We start from the raw sequence: 25,317 nt of genomic DNA on the forward strand, positions 1-25,317 counted from the left end.
ACACGACACCGTGGTCATCGTTTTCGTACTCGTGGCCGTACTGGTCCTGGCCGTCGTCGTGACGGCCAACTGGTACGTGTGGCGGCGCCTGTTCCGCGACACCACCAGCGGCCCGGGCCTCGTCCGCCGCGCGGGTGCGGTCCTGATCGCCGGTGGCTGGGTGCTGGCGATCGGAGCCCTGGTCGCCGAGCGCTCCGGCGCCCCCTTCCCGCTCCAGCAGACCCTCGCCTGGCCGGGCTTCCTCTGGCTGGCCCTGTCGATATACCTGCTGCTGGCGGTGGTGGCCGGGGAGATCGTCCGGCCGCTCCTGCGGCGCTTCCTCGAACACCGGGCGAGACGGACGGACCAGGCCCGGCAGCCGAACGGCACCACCGCGCCGCAGGCGAACGGCAGCGGGACGGCCCCCGTCTCCGCGGGCGCCTCGCAGCCCGGCGGCGGTGCGGGCGCGGCCTCCACCACGACCGCCGTGCCCGCGGCCGGCTCGCGGGCGGGCGGCGGCGGAAGGACTGCTTCCGCGTCCGAGGCCGCGACCGGCGACGAGGGCGCGCCCGCCTCCGCCGCGGCCCCGGACGCTCCGCCCGAGGGCGCTCCGGAGCCCCGTGCCACCCCGGACCCGGCCGGCACCGCCCTCCCCGCCGGCCCCTCCCGCCGTCTGTTCGTCTCCCGGGTCGTCGCCGGAGCCGCGGCGGCCGCCGCCGTCGGGACCGTGGGGTACGGGACCTACGGTGTGCTGCGCGGGCCGAAGGTCAAGCGGGTCACCGTGCCCCTGGCCAAGCTGCCGCGCGCCGCGCACGGGTACCGGATCGCGGTCGTCAGCGACGTGCACCTCGGCCCGGTCCTGGGACGCGGCTTCGCACAGAAGGTCGTCGACACGATCAACGGCACCCAGCCCGACCTGATCGCGGTCGTCGGCGACCTGGTCGACGGCAGCGTGAAGGACCTCGGGCCCGCGGCGGCCCCGCTCGCGCAGCTGAGGGCACGTCACGGGTCCTACTTCGTCACCGGCAACCACGAGTACTTCTCCGGCGCCGAGCAGTGGGTGGAGGAGGTCCGCCGCCTGGGCATCGACCCCCTGGAGAACGCCCGCCGGGAGATGCCGTACTTCGACCTGGCCGGGGTCAACGACATCGCGGGCGAGGACGAGGGCCGGGGCCCCGACTTCGCGAAGGCGCTCGGCGACCGGGACACCGCCCGCGCTTGCGTGCTGCTCGCCCACCAGCCCGTCCAGATCCACGACGCCGTCGAGCACGGCGTCGACCTCCAGCTCTCCGGCCACACCCACGGCGGCCAGCTCTGGCCCGGCAACCTCGTCGCCGCCGGCGCCAACCCCACCCTCGCGGGCCTGGACCGCTACGGCGACACCCAGCTCTACGTCTCACGCGGCGCCGGTGCCTGGGGCCCGCCCACCCGGGTCGGCGCACCCTCGGACATCACCGTCATCGAACTCGCGTCGAAGCAGGCCTGACCGCCACGACCCTGTGAGAACGCTGTGAAACGGGCCGAACAGCCCATCGGTAAGTTCTTTCCCAACTCGTCAGTTTTCCCTTCCCCCTGCTCAAAATCCTGTGATGGGGTGAGCCCGCCGCAAAGGGGTGCGGCATACGCACAAGGCCCTTCAGGGGTCTGGGGAGGGCAAAGCCGATGCGATCGGTTCGCATACGGATACTCGCGGTGCTGCTGGTCCTGGCCGCCGCGGGCGCGAGCGCCTGGCAGTTCCTGCCGTCGAGGGGCGGCGGGAAGACCATCACGGTCGGCACGACCGACGGCGTCACCTCGCTCGACCCCGCCGGCGCCTACGACGCGGGCTCCTGGGCGCTGTTCAGCAACGTCTTCCAGTCCCTGCTGACCTTCGCGCCGGGCGGCACCGCCCCCGTACCGGACGCGGCGAAGAACTGCGCCTTCGCCCACGGCGACCTCACCACCTACCGCTGCGAGCTGCGCGAGGGCCTCACCTTCCCCAGTGGCCGGGCGATGAACGCCGAGGACGTGAAGTTCTCCTTCGACCGGATCCTGAAGATCAAGGCCCCGCTCGGCCCGGCGTCCCTGTTCGGCACGCTCCGGTCCGTGGACGCCGCCGGCATGACCGTCACGTTCCATCTGACCTCGCCGGACGCGACGTTCCCCTTCAAGGTGGCCACCGGCGCCGGCTCGATCGTCGACCGCACCGCGTACCCGGCCGGCAAGCTCCGCACCGATACCGGCGTCGACGGCACGGGCCCGTACACCCTCACCTCCTACTCGAAGGACCGCGAGGCGGTCCTCGCGCCCGACCCGCACTACCGGGGCGCCGTCGGCGGCGGCGCGGGCCGACCCGTCGAGCTGCGCTACTACGCGAGCCCTCAGGCCCTGGACACCGCCTGGAAGGACCACCGGATCGACGTCGTGACCGACCAGCTGCCGCCCCGCGTCCTCGCCGCACTCAACCCGAGCGACCCCGGGCGGCGCGTCTACGAGGCGGACGGCTCGGAGACCCGCAACCTGTACTTCGACACCCGCCCGGGCAAGCCGCTGCACGACCCGGAGGTCCGGCAGGCCATGGCCTGGCTGATCGACCGCGAGGAGCTTGCCGCCACCGTCTACGACGGCACCGTCGACCCGCTCTACTCCCTGATCCCTGCGGGCCTGACCGGCCACACCGCCTCGTTCTTCGACGACTACCCGAAGCCGGACCCGAAGAAGGCCCGGCAGCTCCTCACCAAGGCCGGAGTCAGCCTGCCCGTGCACTTCACCTACGGCTACGCCGAGGGCCGCGGCGCCGGTGAGCAGGAGGCGGCCGAGATCAAGAAGGAACTGGAGGCGAGCGGCCTGTTCAAGGTCACCCTCAAGGGCTACGAGTGGACCGCCTTCCAGAAGCAGTGGGCGAGCGGCGGGCTCGACGCGTACGCCGTCGGCTGGGTCGCCGACTTCCCCGACCCGGACACCTTCGGCGCCGCGCTCGTCGGCACCGGCAGCGCCATGAACACCGGCTACAGCAACAAGTCCGTCGACCGGCTGATCAAGGACAGCCGGCGCTACGCCGAGCGGACCGAGGCCGAGCGGGACTTCCGCTCGGTGCAGCGGACGGTCGCCCGGGACGTGCCGGTGCTGCCGCTGTGGCAGGCCAAGGAGTACGTCGTCACCTCCGAGGACGTCGGCGGCGGCCAGTACCTGTCGGACGGCACGGGCGTGTTCCGACTGTGGAGCCTCACCGCGCTCTGACGGCCGGGCCCGCCCTCAGGACTCGGTACGCCGCCGGGCCGCCGGATCGGGGATGGCGTTCGTCATCCCCGGCAGGAACTCCGTGAACAGCTCGTGCACCTCGCGCACGAGCGGCCGGAGCACCCGGAAGCGGGCCAGGGCGACACCCCGCGCGGTGAGCCGGGCACCGCGCTCGGCCAGCCGGTAACTGCGCTCGCGCCCCTCGGTGCGGTCGAAGATCCAGTACAGGACGAGCCCCATCTGGGACAGCCACATCAACTCGGGAAGGATGTCCCGCAGTTCCTCGGGGACCTTGGTCTTCGTGGCCCCGGCGAGCACCTCCCGGTGGACGCTGATGGCCTCCTCGCGCGCGTGCTCCGACTCGGGGGAGAACGGGCTGAGCGGGCTGTCCGGGTCGGCGGCGTTCTTGAAGAACTGCACCGCGAACTCGTGGTACGGCGCGGCGATGTCGAGCCAGGCCCGCAGCACCCCCGCGAGGCGGGTCTCCAGGTCGCGCTCCCGGTCCAGGATCTCCCGGACCGCCACCTGGTGCTCGGCGGCGATCCGGTCGTAGAAGCCCTGGATCAGGTGCTCCTTGCCCGCGAAGTAGTAGTACGCGTTGCCGACGGAGACCCCGGCCTCCTTGGCGATGGCCCGCATCGTCGTCTTGTCGTAGCCGCGCTCCTGGAACAGCCGCATGGCCGTCTCCAGGATCAGGGCGCGGGTCTGCTCGGACTTGGTGGGGAGGGCGCCGTCGTCGGGGCCGTCGTTCTTCGCGGACACGGGAAGAGAGCCTAACGTCAGCGGGGGCCCGGCTACCGGGGGGCGCAGGTGCCGTCGGCGCAGCCCGGCGCGGTGTGGCTCCAGCCGCTGACGGGGTCGTACGACCAGCCGTCCGCACGCCGGTACACCTGGCCGCCCCACTGCGCTCCGCCGCCCTGTCCCCGGTGCCACTGCGCACCGCGCCACTTGGCGGCGGCGAGCACCGCGCCCTTGGCGAGCCGGGCGCCGGCCGGGGTGCTCAACCGGTGGGCGAGCGGCCGGTGCTCGCGCAGCGCCCACAGGGTGACGACCCAGGCGGCGGGACCCCGGTAGACCTGCCCGGCGTCGCCGAGGACGGTGATCTCGTCGAGGGTGGCGCCGTGGTCGAGGCCGGGGAAGCGCCGCCTGGCCTCCTCGGAGGCGGCCGGGACCAGCTCCAGCGGCACCAGCTTCGGCTGCCGCTGGAGCCAGTCGCGCAGGAACGCGCACAGGGAGCACTCGGCGTCGTACAGGACGGTGAGCCGGCGGACCGGTGCGGCCGCCTGGAGGCCGCCGGCGTTCGTGCCGTTCGCGTTCACCTGGGTCTCCGCTCAGGCCTGGGGCTGCGGGGCGACCCAGCCCTGCGGCGGCACGGGCGGCACCTGCTCGCGCTCCATGGCGCCCCGGCGCCGGATCCGGTTGAGCACGTAGACGTTGCCGAGGTGCATCACGCCGAGGACCAGCAGCACCACGCCGAGCTTGGTCGACAGGGCCTCGAAGACGCCGCGTGCGTCGGTGATGGTCCCGTCGCCGCTGAGGTACAGCGCGACGAACCCGAGGTTGACGAGGTAGAAGCCGACCACCAGGAGGTGGTTGACGGCGTCGGCGAGTTTCTCGTTGCCGTGCAGCACGTCGGCCAGGAAGACCTTGCCGTTCCGGCTGAGCGTGCGGGCCACCCAGACGGTCAGGCCGATGCTGACCAGCAGGTAGATGACGTAGGCGATGACCGTGCGGTCCATTGCCCCACCCTTCTTGAACACGTTCAAAACGCTGTCGGGGATGACTCTAGACCTACTTTTGAACATGTTCAACACAAGGCCAGGGGGAGATTGTCAGTGGTGCCTCGTACTGTCGTCCGCATGGGAATCGTGACGTTCGTCGACGAGACGACGGCGGGGGAGCGGCGCACGGCCTGGGGGCTGGAGATCGCCGAAGAACGGCTGACCGTACGGGAACTGATCCGGCGCCGGGTGTTCCAGGAGGTCGCGGAGTACAACGCCCGTACGCCGGAGGTCTTCCAGGGGCTCGTGCAGCCCGAGGACACCGAGCGCGTGCTGAACGGCTACGCGGTGCGCACGCCCCGCCGGATCGACCCCGAGCGGCAGACGGCCCTGGCCGAGCGGGCCTTCGCGGGCAACGGCTTCCTGGTGCTGGTGGGGGACCGTCAGGTCACCGACCCGGACGAGGAGATCGACCTCGCCCTCGGCACCGAAGTCACGTTCCTGAAGCTCGTCCCCCTGGTAGGTGGCTGATGAACTCCTTCCGCACACCCCGGTCGCACGCCGACCGGCTGCGCACCAGGATCGCCGACGGCGACATCGACCGGGTCGCCGACGAGGCGCTGCGCGTCATGGACTCCAGCCGCGGCGCCTGGGGCGCGGGCTGGGAGAAGGTGCTGGACCAGCTCCGCTCCCTGTCGGCCGAGTACCGCCGCGCGCTGCTGCACGCCCTGGCCGACCGCTTCCACCAGGCCGGTGACGACACCGAGGCCCGCTGCCGCCATCTCGCCCTGTGCACCCTGATCGCCGAGGGCCTCGACGGCTCGGAGCGGCTCGCCGACGATCCGCTGGCCGCCGAGCGCCGCAAGGCCCTGGACGACCTCGCCCGCCACCACTCCTTCTGGTACGTGGCCCGTTTCGAGGTCCTGTGCCGGGCCGAACTGGCCGCGGGCCGGCCCCTCCCGGCCCCCGTCGTGGCCGTCGTGCGCCGCGCGGCCCTGGACGCCTACCGCGCGGCCGACCTCGTCGCGCTGGCCCGGCAGCTCACCGACCCCGTCCTCAACGTCGGCGAGGCCTGGGCGGAACAGGCCCTGAGCGACGCCACCGGCCCCGACTGGCAGGCCCTGCTGGCCCACGTCCTCACCGCCACCGCCTCGAAGCCCACGGCCAAGTGGGACAAGGGGGCGCGCGCCCTGCTGGACACCCTCGGCGCCGACCGCGTCCGCGAAACCGTCCTGTCCTGGCTCGCCCTCGTCGGCCGCCCCCGCACGCTTCCGCTGGAACGCCGGGAGTGGGAGCCGGATGTCGACAACGCCTACGACCCGTACAACGCCACGGCCCTGCGCGGCCTGGCCTGGCTTCTCTCCCTGCTGCCGCCCCACCCCGGCACGGCCCGGGCTCTGGGCGCTCTGGTCGAGACGTCACTGAAGAAGGTCGCGGGCCTCGGCCCCCGCAACCCGAAGGTCGCCAACGCCGGTGTCGTCGCACTGGCCCGCATCGACTCCGAGGCGGCCCTCGCCGAACTCGCCCGGCTGGCCACCCGGGTGACGTACAAGAGCACGGCCAAGCTCCTCGACACAGCCCTGGAGAATCGCGCCACCGCGCTCGGCCTCGCCCGCGACGAGATCGAGGAACTGGCGGTGCCTGCGTACGGCCTGACGGACGTCGGCACCGCCGAACACCGCCTGGGCGAGTCGACGGCACTCCTCGAAGTCCGCGGCCCCCGAGCCGTGCTGAGCTGGCGCAACGCAGCGGGCAAGCCGGTCAGGACCGTGCCGGCGGCCGTGAAGCGCGACCACCCGGAGGAACTGAAGGACCTCAAGACGGCGGTCAAGGACATCGACAAGATGCTCTCGGCGCAGAGCGAGCGCCTGGACCGCCAGTTCCTGGCCCGCCGCAGCTGGCCGTACGCCGTGTGGCGCGAGCGCTACCTCGACCACCCGCTGGTCGGCACCCTGGCCCGCCGCCTGCTGTGGACGATCGACGGCAGGACGGCCGGATTCGCGGGCGGCGAGCTGCGCACGCTGGCCGACGAACCCCTGACGAAGGGAGACCGGGTCGAACTCTGGCATCCGGTCGGCCACGAACCCGCCGAGATCGTCGCCTGGCGCGACTGGCTGGAGCGGCACGGCGTCACCCAGCCGTTCAAGCAGGCCCACCGCGAGGTCTACCTGCTCACGGACGCCGAGCGGGCCACCGGCACCTACTCCAACCGCTTCGCGGCCCACGTCCTGCGCCAGCACCAGTTCCACTCCCTGGCGGCGCTCCGCGGCTGGCACAACAAACTCCGCCTGTGCGTCGACGACTCGGCTCCGCCCGCCACGCGCGAACTGCCCCGGTGGGGCCTGCGCGCGGAGTACTGGATCGAGGGCGACGGCGAGGAGTACGGCGTCGACACCACCGAATCCGGCAGCTATCTGCGCCTGCGCACCGACCAGGTCCGCTTCTACCCGCTCGACGCCCCGCAGAACTCGGCACACTGCTCCGGCGGCGCGTACACCATGTGGCTCGCCCCCGGCCAGGACACCGTCGCCCCGGTGCCCCTGGAGGACGTCCCGCCCCTGGTTCTCTCCGAAGTCCTGCGCGACGTCGACCTGTTCGTCGGCGTGGCCAGCGTCGGCAACGACCCGACCTGGCAGGACGGCGGCCCCGGCGGCCGCTTCCGGGAGTACTGGACGTCGTACGGCTTCGGCGAGCTGAACGCGAGCGCCGAGACCCGCAGGCTCCTGCTCGAACGCCTGGTCCCGCGCCTGGCGATAGCCGACCGCTGCACGCTGGAGGGCCGCTTCCTCCACGTCAAGGGCGACCGCCACACGTACAAGATCCACCTGGGCTCGGGCAACATCCTCATGACCCCGAACGACCAGTACCTCTGCATCGTCCCGAAGTCCGCCCCGACGAACCCCGGGACGGGCTACCTCCCCTACGAGGGCGACCGCATGCTGTCGGTCATCCTCAGCAAGGCGATGATGCTGGCGGCGGACACGAAGATCACGGATCCGTCGATCCTGAGCCAGTTGTGAGTGTCAGTCGCTCGTCTTCGGCCGGCCCGCCCTGAGGACCTCGGCCACATCGAGAGTCACCTTCGCCCCGATGGAGTCCGGGAGGGTGACGAGCTCGCCGGGGGCGTGCGGGCGGTGGTTCTCGTAGCCGCTTCCCACCGGGTCGGTGAGGACATGCAGGCGCTGGTGCTTGCGGTCGACGACGACGTAGACGGGCACCTTGGCCTCGGCGTAGGCGGCGACCTTGGTCTGGAGGTCGTCCTTCCAGTTGCCGGAGGTGACCTCGAGGACGAGTCGGAAACACGCCGGGTCGTACGCGTTGTTCTCGACGAAGTGGTCGTCGATGTCGGCGTCCACCACCACGAGGTCGGGGATGGCGTAGTCCTCGGTGCCGGTGGGGAGCCAGAGGCCGACGTTCTGGAGGACTTCGGTCTCGCCGTCGTCCAACCCGGCCGCGATGAACGGCCGCATGAGTTTGGTCAGGGCGCGAGCATGAGGTGCATCCGGGGACGGGGTCACGAGGAGATGGCCTCCGATGATCTCGACGCGGTAGCCCGGATGGCGCTCCATGATCTCGTCGGCGATGGTCGTGAGGGTGACCGGCTCTTCTTCGTGGAAGGGCTGCTCGACGGAAGCTGCGGACATCAGGTGCCTCCTGGGAACTGGTGTCGAGAGCATCATCGTAGGCCGGACGACGTCCGTGCGGGCCGCTCCGCTGCGTTCACCCGATGGTGTGGCATATGCCAGAGGGCCCCGTTTCCAGCGGAAACAGGGCCCTCGTCAGCAACCGGCGAGCCTCAGTAGCGGCGCGTGATCAGCGCACGCTTCACCTCGGCGATCGCCTTCGTCACCTCGATGCCGCGCGGGCAGGCGTCCGTGCAGTTGAACGTCGTGCGGCAGCGCCACACGCCGTCGCGGTCGTTCAGGATCTCCAGGCGCTGCTCGCCCGCCTCGTCACGCGAGTCGAAGATGAAGCGGTGCGCGTTGACGATGGCGGCCGGGCCGAAGTACTGGCCGTCGTTCCAGAAGACCGGGCACGAGCTGGTGCAGGCGGCGCAGAGGATGCACTTCGTCGTGTCGTCGAAGCGCTCGCGGTCCTCGGCCGTCTGGAAACGCTCACGCGTCGGCTCGTTCGTGTCCTTCGTGATGAGGAAGGGCATGACGTCGCGGTACGCCTGGAAGAACGGCTCCATGTCGACCACGAGGTCCTTCAGGACCGTGAGGCCCTTGATGGGCTCCACCGTGATCGGCTTCTCGGGGTTGATGTCCTTGATCAGCGTCTTGCAGGCGAGACGGTTCTTGCCGTTGATCCGCATCGCGTCCGAGCCGCAGATGCCGTGCGCGCAGGAGCGGCGGAACGTCAGCGTGCCGTCGAGGTCCCACTTGATCTTGTGGAGACCGTCGAGGACACGCTCCTTGGGGTCGATCTCCAGCTGGAAGTCTTCCCAGACCGCCTCGGCCGCGACCTCCGGGTTGAAGCGGCGGATGCGGAAGGTGACCGTGATGTAGGGGGAGTCGGCGAAACCGGGCTCGGGCTTGCCGGCTGCGTCTTCCTTGTCCAGAACGGGGGTAGCCATCAGTACTTACGCTCCATCGGCTGGTAGCGGGTCTGGACGACCGGCTTGTAGTCGAGACGGACGGTTTCGGAGCCGTCGGCGCCGACCTCGCGGTACGCCATGGTGTGCCGCATGAAGTTGACGTCGTCGCGGTTCGGGTAGTCCTCGCGGTAGTGACCGCCGCGGGACTCCTTGCGGGCGAGCGCGGAGACCGCCATGACCTCGGCGAGGTCGAGCAGGTTGCCCAGCTCGATGGCCTCCAGCAGGTCCGTGTTGAACCGCTTGCCCTTGTCCTGGATCGCCACGTTCTTGTAGCGCTCGCGCAGCTCCGCGATCTTCTCGACCGCCGTCTTGATGGTCTGCTCGGTGCGGAACACCATGACGTTGGCGTCCATGGTCTCCTGCAGCTCGCGCCGCAGCTCCGCCACCCGCTCGTTGCCGGTGGCGTCGCGCAGCCGCTCCACCTGCTCGATCACGAGCTCGGCCGGGTTCTCCGGCAGCTCGACGAACTCCGCCTTCTGCGCGTACTCGGCGGCGGCGATGCCCGCGCGCTTGCCGAAGACGTTGATGTCCAGCAGCGAGTTCGTGCCGAGGCGGTTGGCGCCGTGCACGGAGACGCAGGCGACCTCGCCCGCGGCGTACAGACCGGGAACGACCGTGGTGTTGTCCGCCAGGACCTCACCCTCGACGTTCGTCGGGATGCCGCCCATCGCGTAGTGCGCCGTCGGCTGGATCGGGATCGGGTCCGTGTAGGGCTCGATGCCGAGGTAGGTGCGCGCGAACTCCGTGATGTCCGGGAGCTTGGCGTCCAGCTGCTCCGGCGGGAGGTGCGTGAGGTCGAGGTAGACGTGGTCGCCCTCGGGACCGCAGCCGCGGCCCTCACGGATCTCCGTGTAGATGGAGCGGGAGACGACGTCACGGGACGCGAGGTCCTTCATGACCGGCGCGTACTTCTCCATGAAGCGCTCGCCGTCCTTGTTGCGGAGGATGCCGCCCTCACCGCGGGCGCCCTCCGTCAGCAGGATGCCCATGCGCCAGATGCCGGTCGGGTGGAACTGGAAGAACTCCATGTCCTCCAGCGGCAGCCCGCGACGGTAGACGGCCGCCTGGCCGTCACCGGTCAGCGTGTGCGCGTTGGACGTCACCTTGAAGAACTTGCCGCAACCGCCGGACGCGTAGACCACGGACTTCGCCTGGAAGACGTGGATCTCACCGGTCGCCAGCTCGTAGGCGACGACACCGGCCGACTTCTTGACGCCGTCGACCTCGGTGATCAGCTGGTCCAGGACGTAGAACTCGTTGAAGAACTCCACGCCCTCCTTGACACAGTTCTGGTACAGCGTCTGGAGGATCATGTGGCCGGTGCGGTCGGCCGCGTAGCAGGAGCGGCGGACCGGGGCCTCGCCGTGGTTCCGGCTGTGACCGCCGAAGCGGCGCTGGTCGATCGTGCCGTTGGGCGTCCGGTTGAACGGCAGGCCCATCTTCTCCAGGTCGAGGACCGAGTCGATGGCCTCCTTCGCCAGGATCTCGGCGGCGTCCTGGTCGACCAGGTAGTCACCGCCCTTGACCGTGTCGAAGGTGTGCCACTCCCAGTTGTCCTCCTCCACGTTCGCCAGCGCGGCGGCCATGCCGCCCTGCGCGGCGCCCGTGTGGGAGCGGGTGGGGTACAGCTTGGTCAGCACGGCGGTGCGGCTGCGCTTCGTGGACTCGATGGCCGCGCGCATGCCCGCGCCACCGGCGCCGACGATGACGGTGTCGTACTTGTGGATCTTCATGATTCTCGCAGCCCCGTGCCTAGCGGATGTTCGGGTCGAAGGTGAAGATCACCAGCGTGCCCAGCAGGATGGTGAACACCGTGGCGGTGTAGAGCAGGCCCTTGAGCCACAGCCGGGTGTTCGCGCGCTCCGCGTAGTCGTTGATGACCGTGCGCAGGCCGTTGGCGCCGTGCAGCATGGCGAGCCACAGCATCAGCAGGTCCCAGACCTGCCAGAACGGGGACGCCCAGCGGCCGGCCACGAAGGCGAAGCCGATCTTGGAGACGCCGCCGTCCAGCACGAGCTGGATCAGCAGGTGGCCGAGGACGAGGACGACCAGCACGACGCCGGACAGACGCATGAAGAGCCAGGCGGCCAGCTCGAAGTTGCCCCGGGTGCTCTTCGGGGTCTTCTTGGTGCGCTTGCGCGGGGCCTCGATGAAGGGCGCCGGGTTGTCGACGGTGTAGACGGCGCCGCCCTCGACGGGGCCGACGCCGGCGGCGGACTTCTCAGTCGTGGACATTGGCGTCAGCTCCCGAAGAGTTCACGAGCGGCGTGGCCGAGGACGGGGTAGATCGCCCCGAGCATCAGCACGACCCACAGGGCTACGACGGTCCAGAGCATCTGCTTCTGGTACCGGGCGCCCTTGATCCAGAAGTCGACGGCGATGACGCGCAGGCCGTTGAGCGCGTGGAAGAGGATGGCGGCGACGAGGCCGTACTCCAGCAGCGCGACGATCGGCGTCTTGTACGTGGCCACGACGTTGTCGTAGGCCTCAGGGGACACGCGGACGAGGGCGGTGTCCAGCACGTGAACGAACAGGAAGAAGAAGATGAGGACGCCGGTGACTCGGTGAGCCACCCAGGACCACATTCCTTCCCGGCCGCGGTACAGCGTTCCAGCCGGCACGGAAGTTTCCTCCGGGAGCGGGGATTGGGGCCGCGCCGGCTTGGTGTGTCGGTCGGGCCCGGCCGGGTACGGTCCACCGGCCCCCAGCATCGTAGCGAGGCGCTGCGGCCGGGCTGCGCCGGGGTCCCGGGGTGTGATCAAACTGGCACGCAAAGGGGTACTGGTGGGCTAGTGCGGCCAAGGGGGGGGGTGGGAGTGCCCGGGGCCGCCGGGGCGCGGGCCGTCAGTGGTTGATCGCGCAGTTCCCCGCGCCCCTCAAGGCGCTGATCAGCCGTTCCCTCGCGAGCCGCCGGAGTTCGTCCGCCGTCACGGCCCGCTCCTCCTCCGGATCGTTCGTCAATCGTGACCGGATGGCTTCCAGGAGCCGGTCCAGGGTCTCCGCGGGGGACACGCCGTCCAGGCAGATGACGAACACGTGCCCGAAGCGGGCCTCGTAGGCGGCGTGGGCCGCGCTCAGGGCGGTATGGGCCGCGGAGTAGGTGTCGGGCGGGAGCGTGGGCAGGTGCTCGGCCGCCAGCGCATCCGTGAGCTCCGGCCAGGTCAGGTCGTAGGCCGCCTCGTCCGCCGCGGCCAGCAGGGAGTCCAGGTCCGGGTAGGGGCGGTGCGCCGCGACGCGCCGGGACCAGCGGAGGCTGCGCAGGCAGGAGAGGAGGGCCTGTTCCAGGTCCTCCTCGGGGGCTGCATTGAAGTCCTCCACCGGTATGACGAGTCGGCCGGGGAGATCTGGGAGACGGTGCGCGGGCAGCGTGGATCCTCGTGGGCGTCACGTGTGTCGGCAGGGCAGGTTGTGAGAGATGTGACGTCACGCTACCGAGTACGACCATGACGTGTCCGAAGGATGCCGCAATTTCACCCGGGAGGGAGAGTTTCGGCGCGCGTGGTGGACGCGCGCCATTCCGCGCCGGGTTTTAGGTTGGCTGGGTGAGTCAGCACAGGCGCCGGACTTCGGCGAAGCAGGGGAAACAGCGGCAGGTGCTGGTCGTGGCCATGGCGGTAGCCCTGGTCGTGGTCGCGGCCGGGGTGAGTCTCGGGCTCTGGGCGGCCTCGGGTGGCGACGGCGGGTCCACCGGCTCGCAGGCCAGATCCTCGCGGGGGGCCAGCGCGGCGGCGCCACCGGACGGGACCCCGGAAGCGGCCCCCACCCCCAGCCCGACCCGCTCCTACCCCCTGTCCGAGGCGCCCCGGACCATCCCCGCCGTGCGGGACCACGAGCCGGCCCGCGGCCCGGGCTGGAAGCCCGAGAAGGGCAACCGGGTGGTCGTGGACGACCCGGCACTGGCCGACGAGGGACGGCTGGTCGCCGGCGAGCTGGGGATGACGTACGCGGGCGAGAAGGGTGACAAGAAGGCCGGTGATCTGCGGCTGGCGCTGAACGGCGACAAGGGCGCGAACCCGGAGTCGTACACGATGACCGTGCGCGACGGGCGGGTGGAGATCGACGGGCCCACCGACGCGGGGGTGTTCTACGGCACCCGCACGCTCAAGCAGGAGACCCACGACGGCGGCACGGCGCCCGAGGGCGTCGTGAAGGACGCACCGGCCAAGGCGCAGCGCGGGTTCATGCTGGACATCGCCCGCAAGTACTTCACGGCCGACTGGATCGAGGACCGGGTCCGGGAGCTGGGCGACCTGAAGTACAACCAGCTGGGGCTGCACTTCTCCGACGACCAGGGCTTCCGGATCGAGTCCGACACGCAGCCGGACATCGTGTCCCAGCCGCATCTGACCAAGGCGCAGGTGCGGAAGATCATCGACCTCGCGGAGAGCCGGCACATCACCGTCGTGCCCGAGATCGACTCACCCGGGCACCTGGGCGCGGTCCTCCGCGCCCACCCCGACCTGCAGCTGCGCACCGCGCAGGGGTCGGCGGTGCAGGGCGCCATCGACATCTCCAAGCCCGAGAGCGCCGAGATCGTCGACGAGCTGCTGAACGAGTACGCGGATCTCTTCCCCGGCAAGCCCTGGCACCTCGGGGCCGACGAGTACCAGGCGCTGGTCCGCTCCGACCCGGAGGCGACGTTCCCGCAGCTGGCGGCGGCCGCGCAGCAGAAGTACGGTTCCGGCGCCACGGTCGCCGACCTCACCACCGGATGGCTCAACGACCGGGCCGCCACCGTCCGCGAGAACGGGCGCACCCCGCGCGCGTGGAACGACGGTTTCTTCCGCGGCACGTCCGTCGAGCCGGCCAAGGACATCCAGGTCGCCTACTGGACCGGCAAGGAGATCGGCGCCCGGGAGCCCCTGGAGTACCTCCAGGCCGGCCGCAAGGTGATCAACTACAACGACGAGTTCCTGTACTACGTCCTCGGCGAGCCGCAGACCTTTGTCTACCCGACGGGGGAGCGGATCTACGAGCAGTGGACGCCACGGGTGCTGCGCGGCACCACGGCCGTGCCCGCGCGCTACGACGGCCAGATCCTCGGCGGGTCCTTCGCGGTGTGGTGCGACCTCGCGGACTCCCAGACGCAGGAGCAGGTGGCGGCCGGGATCCGGATGCCGCTGCGGGCGACCGTCCAGAAGCTGTGGGACCCGGGTGAGCCCGAGCTGTCCTGGGCGCAGTTCCGGGCGCTGGCGGACAGGCTCGGCTGACCGGCACGAATTGGCCCATACGCCTGCGAACTCCCGTACGACTGTGGTGGTCTTCTCGCGAGCAGCATCGAATATGCCGGGGGGAACCGGGACATGGGCTACTGGGGATATTTCGTCGTGGGCCGCGGGGAGCGGCCGCTGGCGGAGCTGGACGCGCTGGCGGGGGCCGGGGAGGGCCTCACGCAGCGCGCTTCGGCGCCGGGCGGATGGCAGGTGTGGGAGTACCCGAGCAGTGACGGCGACATCGGCAACATGAACGCCCTCGCCCGGGAGACCGGGGCGCCCGCGCTCTTCGGTTACGTCATGAACAGCGAGTGTGTGGTGCTGGAGGCCGCGGCCCCGCGGAGCGGGGCGTGGACGACCTGTCTCGCCCGCTCCGCGATGGCCGGGTACCTGGGTTCGGACCGGGAGGGCCTCGCGCTGGAGGACTACTTCCTGGAGCCTGGCGACGCCGCCGAGCGGGCGGTGCGCTGGGCCGCGGAGGCCGGGTGCGAGGTGAACGCCAACGCACTGGTGGACGTACTGACTTCAGACCCTGATCCCCTGGCCGAAAACCTCTTGTTCCGCTTCCTCGACAGGCTGGGCGTGGTGCCCCTGTGACACTCCGGGGCCGTTGCGCGCAGTAAGGGGAAGTGCGGGTTCCGTGAGGGCTTACGGCTGGCAGCGGCCTGGCCGGGCCCCGGAGAAGACCCGCGGAGGGAGACGTGGATGAGCCTGGTGGAGTTGATCGCACAGGCCGACGAGCGCGGGCTGGCCGCGAGCGGGCTGGCTTGTCTGGATCGGTGCGTGCCCCTGCTGGGCGGCGACGACGAGATCCTCAGGCCGGTGTGGGCGAGTCTCAGCGACGGCGCCGGTGCCGAGGAGTGGGGCGAGCGGCTGGAGCAGGCGCGCGGCAAGCTTGACGCGGCCGGCACCGGGGACGAGGCGGTCGCGCTCGCCCACCGGATGCTCGAGGCCGCCCCCGCCGAGCGGTCCGCCGCCGCGGTCCGGGTGTGGGCCGACGCCTGCTCCGTGGCCTCCCTCCAGATCCACCGGCTCCTCGACACCGCCGAGGACGAGGCCGCGTCCGTGGACTCCCGCCGCGAAGGGCGTACGGACGGCATGTCGCCCCTCGTCGCCGCCGAACTGCGCCGCCAGGTCACCGTGCTGGAGGTCCTGGCCGGACACGGTCCGGCCGGGCTGCGCCGGGCCCTGGAGGTGTCGGTCGAGGGGCGACGGGTCCTGCGCGCGGTGGTCTCCCGCCGCAGTCGGCAACAGGGCTGAGGGAAGCGGGCCCCAGGAGCCCCGACCGGCCTAAACCCGGTTCCTGGGCAAGTCCTGTGACTGTCCCTTGGGCGAGGTGGGGCGGTCCTGCGCCGCTTCGGGGAAGTCGCCGATTCCGGGTGACGAAACGCATCGCCCCAGCGCTTTCACGGGTGTGACGACTCAAGCGGAGACCAGGCCATCGGCGGCTGCGAAGCCGCTGCGATGGGCGGCGGACACGGTGGCGACGATGCGCGAGGGAGCACGGCTGCACCTCGACTACTCGGCGCAGAGCCTGTGGAGTGTCGACCGGATGATCGAGGGGATACGGCGGGAGGGGGCGCCCGACGCCGCCGTCCAGCAGGTACTGCGCGGCTTCGGCGCGTACGCCGGTGAGGTGATGGCGCGTCAGACCGGTGCCGAGTGGTGGGCGACCGGCGGAGACCACTGGATCCGCACCCCCGACGGGCGCCTGTGGGACCCCATCGACGAGGCCCGTCGCTGCTACGGCGGCCATGGCTCGCTGCGGCTGCTGTGCCGGGACGCGATGAGCACCGCGCCCCGGCGTTAGCGTCAGCGCGGCAGGACCTCCTCGTCGCGGTCCTCGGCCAGGCCCTCGTACCAGGGCCCGGGTGGCTCGGTGCCGGTCGGGTCGCTCGTACCGGTCGTGCCGGTCGTGTCGCTCGTGCCGGTCGTGCCGGCGTTCGCGGCCAGGGCGCGGATCGCGGGCAGGTCGTTGTAGAGGTTCTGCCCGGGGCACTCGGTCGGGTAGCCGTCGCGGTGGCCCGAGATGCGGCGGAACGTCACCTTCTGGCCCAGCTTGTACTTGCCGTTGTCGGCACCCGAGGTCAGCACGACCGTCCCGGTCGGGTCGATGCCGTAGAGGCCGAGCTTCCACGCGGCGACCTTCGCGACCGACGCGCGCACCGCCGCGTTGGTGGCCGCCGTGGAGTAGTCGCCGAGCACGGAGACACTGCTGGTGGCGGTGTTGAACCCGTAGGTGTGCGCGCCGAGGACGGGCTTGTCGATGCCGCCCGCACGCCCCTCGAAGACGGTGCCGCACTTGTCGACGAGGAAGTGGTAGCCGATGTCGTTCCAGCCGTTGCTCTGCACGTGGTAGAGGAACACGCCGCGCACGATCGACGCCGACTGGGAGCAGGCGTAGGCGTTGGTGCCCGCCGTGTGGTGGACGAACATGGCCTTGGTGGCGCCCGTGTAGGTGGGCGGGTCCTCCACCAGGGACTCGTCGGCACCCCAGGCGGAGCGCGACGTCACGGTGGGACGCGGGGCCGCGAGCGGCCCGGCTGCCGGCCCGGCCGCGCCCGGTCCGACGGCGGCGGTGTGCACCCCGTCCGATCCGGCCGCGGGATCGACCAGTTCGACGCGCAGCCCCTCCGGAAGGCGCCAGCCCGTCACGCGTACCTGGACACCGTCCGAGGGCCCGGTCCACAGCGGCTGGGTGCTGCCGCGCACGCCGGTCCGGTCGCGGTCGGGTCCGGTCTCGGGCGCACGGCCGTCGGTCTCCAGGGGGCGCCAGGCGGTCCACGCCCCGCTCTCCAGGGAGCGGGTGCGCACCTGCGCGATGCCGTACAGGGTCGCGTGCGGGTCGTCCCAGGTGATGCCGATCATGCTGAACTGCTCGGTGGTGCGCGGGGCGAGGGACCGGTCGTGGGGGTCGTCGTCCGGCACCCGGACGGTGTGCACACCGTCCGGGGGAGTGGCCCGGGCGGTGTGCACACCGCCCGAGGGAGTGGCCCCGGCGGGCTGGGTCAGGCCCAGGGCACCGAGCGCGAGGGCGGTGGCGACGGTGGTGCGCAGGAGGCGGGATGTCATACGGCGCTCGCCTTTCGTGGGCGGTGGCATCGCCGGCAGAGGTCCCCGGTACGTCACTTGACCGAAACGTCCACGGGGGCGGGGTCCCGAGGACGGCGGGCCGGGATGACCCGAACGGTCGTCGGTCCGGGAGGACCCGAAGGGCGTCGGGCCGGGGCGACCCGAACGGTCGTCGGGCCCCGGCGTCTGACGCGCTGTGACACTTCCGAGCGGATCGGCGCTGATCACCGTGGCAGGGCGCGCACGCGACACGGACGAGGACGGTACTTGGGTCAGGGAGCGGCACCCCGGCGCGGGCAGGCGTACGACGGGGAACTGGGCACGGCCGTCGCGCGGGCCCAGCAGGGCGACGAGGCTGCCTTCGCGGTCGCCTACCGGTTCGTACAGCCCGGACTGCTCGGCTACCTGCGCGGCCTGGTCGGGGACGACGCGGAGGACGTGGCGTCCGACGCCTGGCTGGAGATCGCCCGGGACCTCGGCAGGTTCCGGGGCGACGGGGCCGGCTTCCGCGGCTGGACGGCGACCATCGCCCGGCACCGGGCGCTGGACCACCTGCGCCGGCAGCGGGTACGGCCCCGGTCGTCCGCGCTGGAGCAGGACGTACTGGAACTGCCCGGACCGCACAGCACGCACGACCAGGCGCTGGAGGCCATCTCCACCGCGCACGCCCTGGAACTGGTCCGGGGCCTGCCGCGGGACCAGGCCGAGGCCGTGCTGCTGCGGGTGGTGGTCGGCCTCGACGGCCCGGCCGCCGCGCGGGTCCTGGGCAAGCGGCCGGGCGCCGTACGCACGGCCGCCCACCGGGGTCTGAAGCGCCTCGCCACGCGGCTGGGCGCGGAGAGTGTGACGGATGAGGCTCCCCGGACGCTGGGTGAGTCGACGTAGCGGAACCGATGGTTTCGCGGACGGGCCCGCAGGCACGGCGTGGGCCGGGCGCCCTGAACAGGGCGGACCGGCGGGACGTACTGGGGCCCGGCGAGCCGGCCGGCGCCGGTGTGGCAGAAGGATCGATCGGATCGAGCAGGGACGGAAACAGACATGGGTGAACGGCCGAACGACGGCGGGCTCTCCGGCCGTGGTTCCCGTCATGCCCTCCTCGACTCCGACGTGGAGGCGCTGATCGTCGCGTCCCTCGTCCGGGACGGTGTCGACGCCGGGGCCGAACAGCGGGCCGTGGCCGCCTTCCTGGCCGCCCGGGACGCCGGGGCCGTGCGCACGCGCACCCGCCGCCGGGACGACTGGCGGGCCCGCGAGCGGCGGTACGTGGGGCGGTCCCTGAGGACGACGCTCTCCGTGCTGCTCGCCAGTCTCACGCTGGGCGGTGTCGCCGTGGCGGCGATCGGCGTCGCGGGATCGCCGGAGGAGGGCACCGGCGACGCCCCCGAGCGCCGGCCCGCCCCGAGCAGCGCCCCGCGCGACCCGGCGGGACAGCCTGCCCCCGGCAGCCACAGCCCGAGCCCGGGCCCGGACACCGGCTCGGCCCCGGCGCACCCGGAACGCCCGGCTCCCGCTCAGGACACCGAAGCCCACTGCCGCGCCTTCGAGGGGGCCCGGCAGCACGGCAAGGCGATGGAGGCGACGGCCTGGCGGCGTCTCGTGGCCGTCGCGGGCGGTGAGAGCAACGTCACGGCGTACTGCGCCAAGCGGCTGGAAGACCCGAACGGCGACAGCGCCGGCTCCGGGAACGGCGACTCCGCGCAGAACGACGCCACACCCGGCGCGGACCCGGGCGGGGGCAACGAGCCGGGTGACGACTCGGGCAGGAACGCGGACAACGGCGCGGGCGAGAACAGCAGCGAGGGCAAGCGCTCCCAGCCCAACGGCCGTCACCCGTAAGGGATTCCACGAGCGCCCGCTGTCACCGCGGGGCGACTGCGCGCACCCGCCGGTCCTCGCCTTGGCAACGGCCGAGGCCGCCACCCCCCACAGGAGAGGCCCCGGCCGTCGCGCGGCACGGGCCGCGCGGCGGCCCGTACTCTCTACAGCGCCCGGTCTGCGTTTTCTGTCACACCCCACGGCGTCACGGCTTAGTTGCATCCTGGACGGACATGGACGGGGAGTGGTTTCAGGTCGTAACGTGCCATTCGCGCCAAGGCGAAGGCGGTACGACCACCGCAACCACCTGCGGTCTTGTTACCGCAACCACCAATTGGGCAACCACGACGGCGATAACCCGGTCCGCGAGAGCGGCGCCGGTTCAGGCGCAGAAGGGCGCGCGGTGCTGGGGGACGACGCGGAGCTGACCGCCGCGGTGCGCGCGGCACAGTCCGGGGACGAGGACGCGTTCCGGACCGTGTACCGCACCGTGCACCCGCGGCTGCTCGGGTACGTACGGACGCTGGTCGGCGACCCCGACGCCGAGGACGTGACGTCCGAGGCCTGGCTCCAGATAGCCCGCGACATGGAGCGGTTCACCGGAGACGCGGACCGGTTCCGCGGCTGGGCCGCCCGGATCGCTCGCAACCGTGCGCTGGACCACATACGCATGCGCGGGCGACGCCCCGCGATCGGCGGTGACGAGACCGAGCTGACCGGCCGGGCCGCCGAGTCGGACACCGCGGGTGAGGCCATCGAGGCGCTGGCCACCGACGGCGCGTTCTCCCTGATATCCCGGCTGCCGCAGGACCAGGCCGAAGCGGTCGTGCTGCGCGTGGTGGTGGGGCTCGACGCGAAGACGGCAGCCGAGACGCTCGGCAAGCGACCGGGCGCCGTCCGTACGGCGGCGCACCGGGGCCTGAAGCGGCTCGCCGAACTGCTCGGCGACGACCCGCAGGCCGATCCGGAATCGGCCGGAGTGCTCGATGCCCTGCCGCCCCAGCGAGAACCGCGCGGCGGTGCCGTGACGTCCGCAGGTGTGACGCGTAGCGTTGCGCGGACGCAGAAGGATGTGTGATGGCCGACGAGCAGTACAGGTGGCTGGACCGCGAAACAGCGGAGCGTTTGCTGAGCGGAGAGCCACTCGGAGCTGTCGAAGGCGCCGGCCGGGAACAGGCCGAACACCTCGCCGAGACCCTCGGCGCGCTGTCCGCCACACCCCCGCTGACCAGCGATGAACTCCCCGGCGAGGCCGCCGCGGTGGCCGCTTTCCGCAAGGCCCGGGCGGAACGCGCCGACGCGGCCGCGGCCCGTGCGGACCTGGGCGGCCACGGCGCGGCCGAGGTCGCCGACGCCGGGCTGGTCCGCATCGGAACCCCCGGTGACCGCGGCACCCGTACCGTCCGGCCGCCGCGCCGGGCCCGTCCGGTACGCCTCGTCCTGGCCGCCGCGCTGGCTGTCGGCATGGCCGGCGGGGTCGCCCTCGCGGCCGGAACCGGAGCGCTGAGGGCGCCCTTCGGCGAGGACGAGCCCCACCCCGGTGCCTCCGTCTCGGCCTCCGTGACGCATCCGGAACGCCCGCTGGCGTCGCCGTCGCCGAGCGACGCCGTCCAGGGCGGTTCCACCCCGGACGACGGCCCCGGGCGGGGCCGGGACGAGCAGCGCGACGACGCCGCCGCGGGGCAGGACGGTCCCAAGGCACGCTCCGGCGGCGACCGCGACGAGATCGTCTCCGCATGCCGCGACCTCCGTGACGGACGACGGCCGGATCCCGACCGCAGACGTGCCCTGCGGGACGCGGCGGGCGGCCCGCGGGTGTGGAAGTACTGCAAGGGCGTCCTGTCCTCCGCAGGCCTCCGTGCGGGCGAGCGCGGGCAGGACAAGCGCGCGGACCAGGGGCGACACCAGGGGAAGGGCGCGGACCGGCACCACGAGCAGGACCGCGACCACGGCCGGAAGCACGACGGGAAGCACGACGGGAAGCACGACCGGAAGCAGGACGGCGGCCAGGACGGACAGCAGGACAAGGCCGACCGGAAGGGCGAGCGGAAGACCGACCGGAAGGCGGAGCGGAAGGCCGGGAAGCAGGCCGCGCAGCAGGACGAGGACAGGGACGGGGCTGGCGCGGACCGTGGCCGGTTCCGGACCTCGCTCGCACCGCTGCGACCTGCGGTTTCGTACTCCGTGAAAAGAGACGGGCCGAGGGTGTGACGTTTTCGGCCGCCCCGGCGCAGTAATGAGTGAGCCGACTGGTCATCGGCCGTCGCACAGAGCCGGGGTTCCCCCCGTACCTACGGCTCGTGCACCTGAGCGCGGGCGGGACACGTTCCCCCGGTCCCGCCCGCGCCCCAACTTCCTCTCCGCGCCGTCACCAGGACACGACGACCTTGTCGCCGTTGCGGACCTGCGCGTAGAGCTCCGCGATCGCCGCCTCGTCCCGGACGTTGACGCAGCCGTGCGATGCGCCCGCGTAGCCCCGGGCGGCGAAGTCCGCCGAGAAGTGCACGGCCTGGCCGCCGCTGAAGAACATCGCGTAGGGCATGGGCGAGTCGTAGAGCGTCGAGACGTGGTCGCGTGACTTCCAGTAGACGGAGAAGACGCCCTCCCGGGTCGGCGTGCCCTGCGAGCCGAAGCGGACCGCCGTCGTCGACACGGTCCGCCCGTCGATCATCCAGCGCAGTGTCCTGCTGGTCTTGTCGATGCACAGCACCCGGCCGCTGCGGCAGCGCGGGTCCGGCGGGTCGGCCGGCTGGCCGCCCATCAGGTACAGGTCCCAGCGGCCCGGCTCGCGCGTCATGCCCAGCAGCCGCTGCCAGGTGACGGCGTCGGTCCTCCCGGTGCGCGGCAGCCCGCGCTTGCCCTGGAAGCCGCTGACCGCCCGCTGCGTCGGTTCGTCGTAGGTCCCGGTCGGCCCCTCGAAGAGCCAGGCGACCTGGCGCAGCCGGGCCTGGAGCTCCCGGACGTCCCGGCCGGTGTCGCCGCGGGACCACAGCACGCGGGACGGGGTGGGAGCGGTACGGCGCCGGTCGTCGGCGGTGGGAGCGGTACGGGGCCGGTCGTCGGCGGAGGGTGGCGCGGAGCGCGGCCCGTCGCCGCCACCGGCGGGCGTGCGGCCCGGGGACGGGGTGTCGCCGGGCAGCTCGATGTGCACCGGCGAGCGGCGCTTGCCCTCACCGTCGGGGGCCTGCACCGTGCAGCCGGCCAGCGCGGCCACCACGGCGAGTCCCGCCACGAACGCTCTCCCCATGCCCGTAGTACGCACACGGCCCCCCGCTCGTCTCACCGGCACCCCCGGATGTCACCTGAGATGTTCCCCGGGCGTGACCCGCGGCGAACCAGGGGGCATGGTGGTGAGCGAGGTCACTGCTCTGCGGGAGGCACCCACCATGGCGCGTGAGTCGGAGTCCGGACTGCCCATCGAGCCGCTCTACGGGCCGCAGGACCTCCAGGGCTGGGATCCGGTGCAGAAGCTGGGGGAGCCGGGGGCGTTCCCCTACACCCGGGGTGTGTACCCGTCGATGTACACGGGCCGCCCCTGGACCATGCGCCAGTACGCCGGTTTCGGCACGGCCGCGGAGTCCAACGCCCGCTACCGGCAGCTGATCGCCCACGGCACGACCGGGCTGTCGGTCGCCTTCGACCTGCCCACCCAGATGGGCCACGACTCCGACGCGCCGATCGCCCACGGCGAGGTCGGCAAGGTCGGGGTGGCCGTCGACTCGATCGAGGACATGCGGGTGCTGTTCGACGGGATCCCGCTCGACCAGGTCTCGACGTCGATGACGATCAACGCCCCGGCGGCCCTGCTGCTGCTCCTGTACCAGCTGGTGGCCGAGGAGCAGGGGATCCCGGCGGACCGGCTGACGGGCACGATCCAGAACGACGTGCTGAAGGAGTACATCGCCCGGGGCACCTACATCTTCCCGCCCAAGCCGTCCCTGCGGCTGACCGCCGACATCTTCCGGTACTGCCGGGCCGAGATCCCGAGGTGGAACACCATCTCGATCTCCGGCTACCACATGGCCGAGGCGGGTGCCTCGCCCGTGCAGGAGATCGCCTTCACCCTGGCCGACGGCATCGAGTACGTGCGCACCGCGGTCGCGGCCGGGATGGACGTCGACGACTTCGCCCCCCGTCTGTCGTTCTTCTTCGTGGCCCGCACCACGCTCCTGGAGGAGGTCGCCAAGTTCCGTGCCGCGCGCCGGATCTGGGCCCGGGTCATGCGCGAGGAGTTCGGCGCGCGCGACCCCAAGTCCATGATGCTGCGCTTCCACACCCAGACGGCCGGGGTGCAGCTGACGGCCCAGCAGCCCGAGGTCAACCTGGTCCGGGTCGCCGTGCAGGCGCTGGCCGCGGTGCTGGGCGGAACGCAGTCGCTGCACACCAACTCCTTCGACGAGGCCATCGCCCTGCCCACCGACAAGTCCGCCCGCCTCGCCCTGCGCACCCAGCAGGTCCTCGCCCACGAGACCGACGTGACCGCGACCGTCGACCCCTTCGCCGGGTCCTACGTCATCGAGAGGATGACCGACGACGTCGAGGCCGCCGCCGTGGGGCTGATGGCAAGGGTCGAGGAGCTGGGCGGCGCCGTCGGCGCCATCGAACACGGCTTCCAGAAGAACGAGATCGAGCGCAACGCCTACCGCATCGCCCAGGAGACCGACTCCGGCGAGCGGGTCGTGGTCGGCGTCAACCGTTTCCAGCTCGACGAGGAGGAGCCCTACGAGCCGCTGCGCGTCGACCCGGCCATCGAGGCGCGGCAGGCCCGGCGGCTGGCGGAACTGCGGGCCCGGCGGGACCAGCCCGCCGTCGACGCGGCCCTGGCCGCGCTGAAGAAGGCCGCCGGGGGCGAGGACAACGTCCTCTACCCGATGAAGGACGCACTCAGGGCGAGGGCCACCGTCGGCGAGGTGTGCGACACCCTGCGCGAGGTGTGGGGGGCGTACGTCCCGACCGACGCCTTCTGAGCGTCTCTGACCGCATCTTGCCGTATCTGACCGAGGTCCGGGGCAGGGGTGTCGGACCCGCGTGCGAGACTCATGCGCATGTTCGGTGTCGTCGATCTGCCCACCTATCTGGCGGGCCTCGTCCTGATCGTCCTGCTGCCAGGTCCCAACTCGCTGTACGTGCTGTCCGTGGCCGCCCGCCGTGGTGTGCGCGCCGGATACACCGCCTCGGCCGGGGTCTGGTGCGGGGACGCGGTGCTGATGACGCTGTCCGCCGCCGGCGTCGCCTCGCTGCTCCAGGCGAACCCCGTGCTGTTCGCCGTCGTCAAGTACGCGGGAGCCGGATATCTGACGTGGCTGGCCGTCGGCATGCTGCGGGCCGCGTGGGGCATGTGGCGGACGCGGGCGAGCCGGTCCGCCGGTGACGGGGCGCCCGCGCCCGCCGGGGAGCGGCCCTTCCGCCGCGCCTTCGTCGTCAGCCTGTTCAACCCCAAGGCGATCCTCTTCTTCGTCGCCTTCTTCGTGCAGTTCGTGGACCCGGGGTACGCGTATCCGGCCCTGTCCTTCGTCGTCCTCGGGTCTCTCGCCCAGCTCGCCAGTGTGCTCTATCTCAGCGCGCTGATCTTCGGCGGCACCCGGCTGGCCGCCGCCTTCCGCCGCCGCAGGCGCCTGTCGGCGGGGGCGACCTCGGCGGCGGGTGCGCTGTTCCTCGGGTTCGCGGTGAAGCTGTCCGTGACGAGCTCGTAGGGCACTCC

General features: G+C 71.9%; 25 protein-coding genes. 14 read left to right on the plus strand and 11 right to left on the minus strand.

Going from position 1 to position 25,317, the window contains the following annotated elements; all coding sequences use genetic code 11:
* The first annotated feature begins 10 nt into the window (after positions 1-10).
* Together ACIQU3_RS02025 and ACIQU3_RS02030 are read left to right on the plus strand one after the other, a co-directional pair.
* Positions 11-1,465: a metallophosphoesterase gene (locus ACIQU3_RS02025; protein ID WP_403923024.1), complete on the plus strand. Its 1,455-nt coding sequence runs from the start codon at positions 11-13 to the stop codon at positions 1,463-1,465.
* Between the two features lie 176 nt (positions 1,466-1,641).
* Positions 1,642-3,198 (plus strand): ABC transporter substrate-binding protein, encoded by a 1,557-nt coding sequence (locus tag ACIQU3_RS02030; RefSeq protein ID WP_403724701.1) that lies wholly within the window; start codon positions 1,642-1,644, stop codon positions 3,196-3,198.
* 15 nt (positions 3,199-3,213) lie between these two features.
* Here the strand turns inward: ACIQU3_RS02030 and ACIQU3_RS02035 are convergent, their stop codons facing one another.
* The 3 genes from ACIQU3_RS02035 to ACIQU3_RS02045 are packed head-to-tail and all read right to left on the minus strand — an operon-like array spanning position 3,214 to position 4,937.
* A complete protein-coding gene (locus ACIQU3_RS02035; RefSeq protein ID WP_366714188.1) occupies positions 3,214-3,960 on the minus strand; it encodes a TetR family transcriptional regulator in 747 nt (248 codons plus the stop codon).
* A gap of 32 nt (positions 3,961-3,992) precedes the next feature.
* Positions 3,993-4,517 (minus strand): thiol-disulfide oxidoreductase DCC family protein, encoded by a 525-nt coding sequence (locus ACIQU3_RS02040; RefSeq protein WP_403923025.1) that lies wholly within the window; start codon positions 4,515-4,517, stop codon positions 3,993-3,995.
* A gap of 12 nt (positions 4,518-4,529) precedes the next feature.
* Positions 4,530-4,937, minus strand: a complete 408-nt coding sequence (locus ACIQU3_RS02045; protein WP_403724707.1) for a hypothetical protein — start codon at positions 4,935-4,937, stop codon at positions 4,530-4,532.
* A 120-nt stretch (positions 4,938-5,057) separates the two neighbouring features.
* Here ACIQU3_RS02045 and ACIQU3_RS02050 point away from each other — a divergent pair, with 120 nt between their 5' ends.
* Complete coding sequence (locus ACIQU3_RS02050; protein WP_361109188.1) at positions 5,058-5,450, plus strand: hypothetical protein; 393 nt, start codon at positions 5,058-5,060, stop codon at positions 5,448-5,450.
* Complete coding sequence (locus tag ACIQU3_RS02055) at positions 5,450-7,939, plus strand: DUF4132 domain-containing protein (protein ID WP_403923027.1); 2,490 nt, start codon at positions 5,450-5,452, stop codon at positions 7,937-7,939. The genes ACIQU3_RS02050 and ACIQU3_RS02055 overlap by 1 nt, the downstream gene beginning before the upstream one ends.
* 3 nt (positions 7,940-7,942) lie before the next feature.
* Here the strand turns inward: ACIQU3_RS02055 and ACIQU3_RS02060 are convergent, their stop codons facing one another.
* From ACIQU3_RS02060 to ACIQU3_RS02085, 6 genes are all read right to left on the minus strand, one after another.
* Entirely contained in the window at positions 7,943-8,563 is a 621-nt protein-coding gene (locus ACIQU3_RS02060; protein ID WP_403724716.1) for a Uma2 family endonuclease, read from the minus strand.
* Between the two features lie 152 nt (positions 8,564-8,715).
* Complete coding sequence (locus ACIQU3_RS02065; protein WP_403724719.1) at positions 8,716-9,495, minus strand: succinate dehydrogenase iron-sulfur subunit; 780 nt, start codon at positions 9,493-9,495, stop codon at positions 8,716-8,718.
* On the minus strand, positions 9,495-11,249 hold the full coding sequence (gene sdhA / locus ACIQU3_RS02070) for a succinate dehydrogenase flavoprotein subunit (protein ID WP_403724722.1): 1,755 nt from the start codon (positions 11,247-11,249) through the stop codon (positions 9,495-9,497). The genes ACIQU3_RS02065 and sdhA overlap by 1 nt, the downstream gene beginning before the upstream one ends.
* Positions 11,250-11,268: 19 nt before the next feature.
* A complete protein-coding gene (locus ACIQU3_RS02075; RefSeq protein ID WP_094057666.1) occupies positions 11,269-11,751 on the minus strand; it encodes a succinate dehydrogenase hydrophobic membrane anchor subunit in 483 nt (160 codons plus the stop codon).
* 5 nt (positions 11,752-11,756) lie between these two features.
* Complete coding sequence (gene sdhC / locus ACIQU3_RS02080) at positions 11,757-12,137, minus strand: succinate dehydrogenase, cytochrome b556 subunit (RefSeq protein WP_010047075.1); 381 nt, start codon at positions 12,135-12,137, stop codon at positions 11,757-11,759.
* Between the two features lie 223 nt (positions 12,138-12,360).
* Complete coding sequence (locus ACIQU3_RS02085; RefSeq protein WP_403724727.1) at positions 12,361-12,834, minus strand: 2-oxo-4-hydroxy-4-carboxy-5-ureidoimidazoline decarboxylase; 474 nt, start codon at positions 12,832-12,834, stop codon at positions 12,361-12,363.
* Positions 12,835-13,058: 224 nt separating this feature from the next.
* Here ACIQU3_RS02085 and ACIQU3_RS02090 point away from each other — a divergent pair, with 224 nt between their 5' ends.
* The 4 genes from ACIQU3_RS02090 (at position 13,059) to ACIQU3_RS02105 (ending at position 16,539) form a co-directional block, all read left to right on the plus strand.
* A complete protein-coding gene (locus ACIQU3_RS02090; RefSeq protein ID WP_403923028.1) occupies positions 13,059-14,726 on the plus strand; it encodes a glycoside hydrolase family 20 protein in 1,668 nt (555 codons plus the stop codon).
* 93 nt (positions 14,727-14,819) lie between these two features.
* Positions 14,820-15,326, plus strand: coding sequence for a hypothetical protein (locus ACIQU3_RS02095; protein WP_403923030.1), 507 nt, complete (start codon positions 14,820-14,822; stop codon positions 15,324-15,326).
* A 108-nt stretch (positions 15,327-15,434) separates the two neighbouring features.
* Positions 15,435-15,989, plus strand: coding sequence for a hypothetical protein (locus ACIQU3_RS02100; RefSeq protein WP_403724736.1), 555 nt, complete (start codon positions 15,435-15,437; stop codon positions 15,987-15,989).
* A 154-nt stretch (positions 15,990-16,143) separates the two neighbouring features.
* On the plus strand, positions 16,144-16,539 hold the full coding sequence (locus ACIQU3_RS02105) for a hypothetical protein (protein WP_403724739.1): 396 nt from the start codon (positions 16,144-16,146) through the stop codon (positions 16,537-16,539).
* 2 nt (positions 16,540-16,541) lie between these two features.
* Here the strand turns inward: ACIQU3_RS02105 and ACIQU3_RS02110 are convergent, their stop codons facing one another.
* Positions 16,542-17,801 carry an N-acetylmuramoyl-L-alanine amidase gene (locus ACIQU3_RS02110; protein WP_403923031.1) on the minus strand — a complete coding sequence of 420 codons (1,260 nt, stop codon included), beginning with the start codon at positions 17,799-17,801 and terminating at the stop codon, positions 16,542-16,544.
* Positions 17,802-18,068: 267 nt separating this feature from the next.
* Here ACIQU3_RS02110 and ACIQU3_RS02115 point away from each other — a divergent pair, with 267 nt between their 5' ends.
* The 4 genes from ACIQU3_RS02115 to ACIQU3_RS02130 all read left to right on the plus strand — a co-directional run bounded on the left by ACIQU3_RS02115 (position 18,069) and on the right by ACIQU3_RS02130 (position 21,827).
* Complete coding sequence (locus ACIQU3_RS02115) at positions 18,069-18,686, plus strand: RNA polymerase sigma factor (RefSeq protein WP_403724746.1); 618 nt, start codon at positions 18,069-18,071, stop codon at positions 18,684-18,686.
* 153 nt (positions 18,687-18,839) lie between these two features.
* Positions 18,840-19,637 (plus strand): hypothetical protein, encoded by a 798-nt coding sequence (locus ACIQU3_RS02120; protein ID WP_403724749.1) that lies wholly within the window; start codon positions 18,840-18,842, stop codon positions 19,635-19,637.
* Positions 19,638-20,019: 382 nt separating this feature from the next.
* A complete protein-coding gene (locus ACIQU3_RS02125) occupies positions 20,020-20,694 on the plus strand; it encodes an RNA polymerase sigma factor (RefSeq protein WP_403724752.1) in 675 nt (224 codons plus the stop codon).
* Positions 20,694-21,827, plus strand: coding sequence for a hypothetical protein (locus ACIQU3_RS02130; RefSeq protein ID WP_403923033.1), 1,134 nt, complete (start codon positions 20,694-20,696; stop codon positions 21,825-21,827). Before ACIQU3_RS02125 ends, ACIQU3_RS02130 begins: the two co-directional genes overlap by 1 nt.
* A 157-nt stretch (positions 21,828-21,984) precedes the next feature.
* Here the strand turns inward: ACIQU3_RS02130 and ACIQU3_RS02135 are convergent, their stop codons facing one another.
* Positions 21,985-22,863 (minus strand): L,D-transpeptidase family protein, encoded by an 879-nt coding sequence (locus ACIQU3_RS02135; protein WP_403923035.1) that lies wholly within the window; start codon positions 22,861-22,863, stop codon positions 21,985-21,987.
* 139 nt (positions 22,864-23,002) lie between these two features.
* Between ACIQU3_RS02135 and ACIQU3_RS02140 the strand changes: the two genes are divergently transcribed.
* Together ACIQU3_RS02140 and leuE are read left to right on the plus strand one after the other, a co-directional pair.
* Positions 23,003-24,583, plus strand: a complete 1,581-nt coding sequence (locus tag ACIQU3_RS02140; protein ID WP_403923214.1) for a methylmalonyl-CoA mutase — start codon at positions 23,003-23,005, stop codon at positions 24,581-24,583.
* A 78-nt stretch (positions 24,584-24,661) separates the two neighbouring features.
* Positions 24,662-25,309: a leucine efflux protein LeuE gene (gene leuE / locus ACIQU3_RS02145; RefSeq protein ID WP_403724761.1), complete on the plus strand. Its 648-nt coding sequence runs from the start codon at positions 24,662-24,664 to the stop codon at positions 25,307-25,309.
* Positions 25,310-25,317 lie beyond the last annotated feature (8 nt).

The organism is Streptomyces sp. NPDC101110, from assembly GCF_044759525.1.
Taxonomy (GTDB): Bacteria; Actinomycetota; Actinomycetes; order Streptomycetales; family Streptomycetaceae; genus Streptomyces.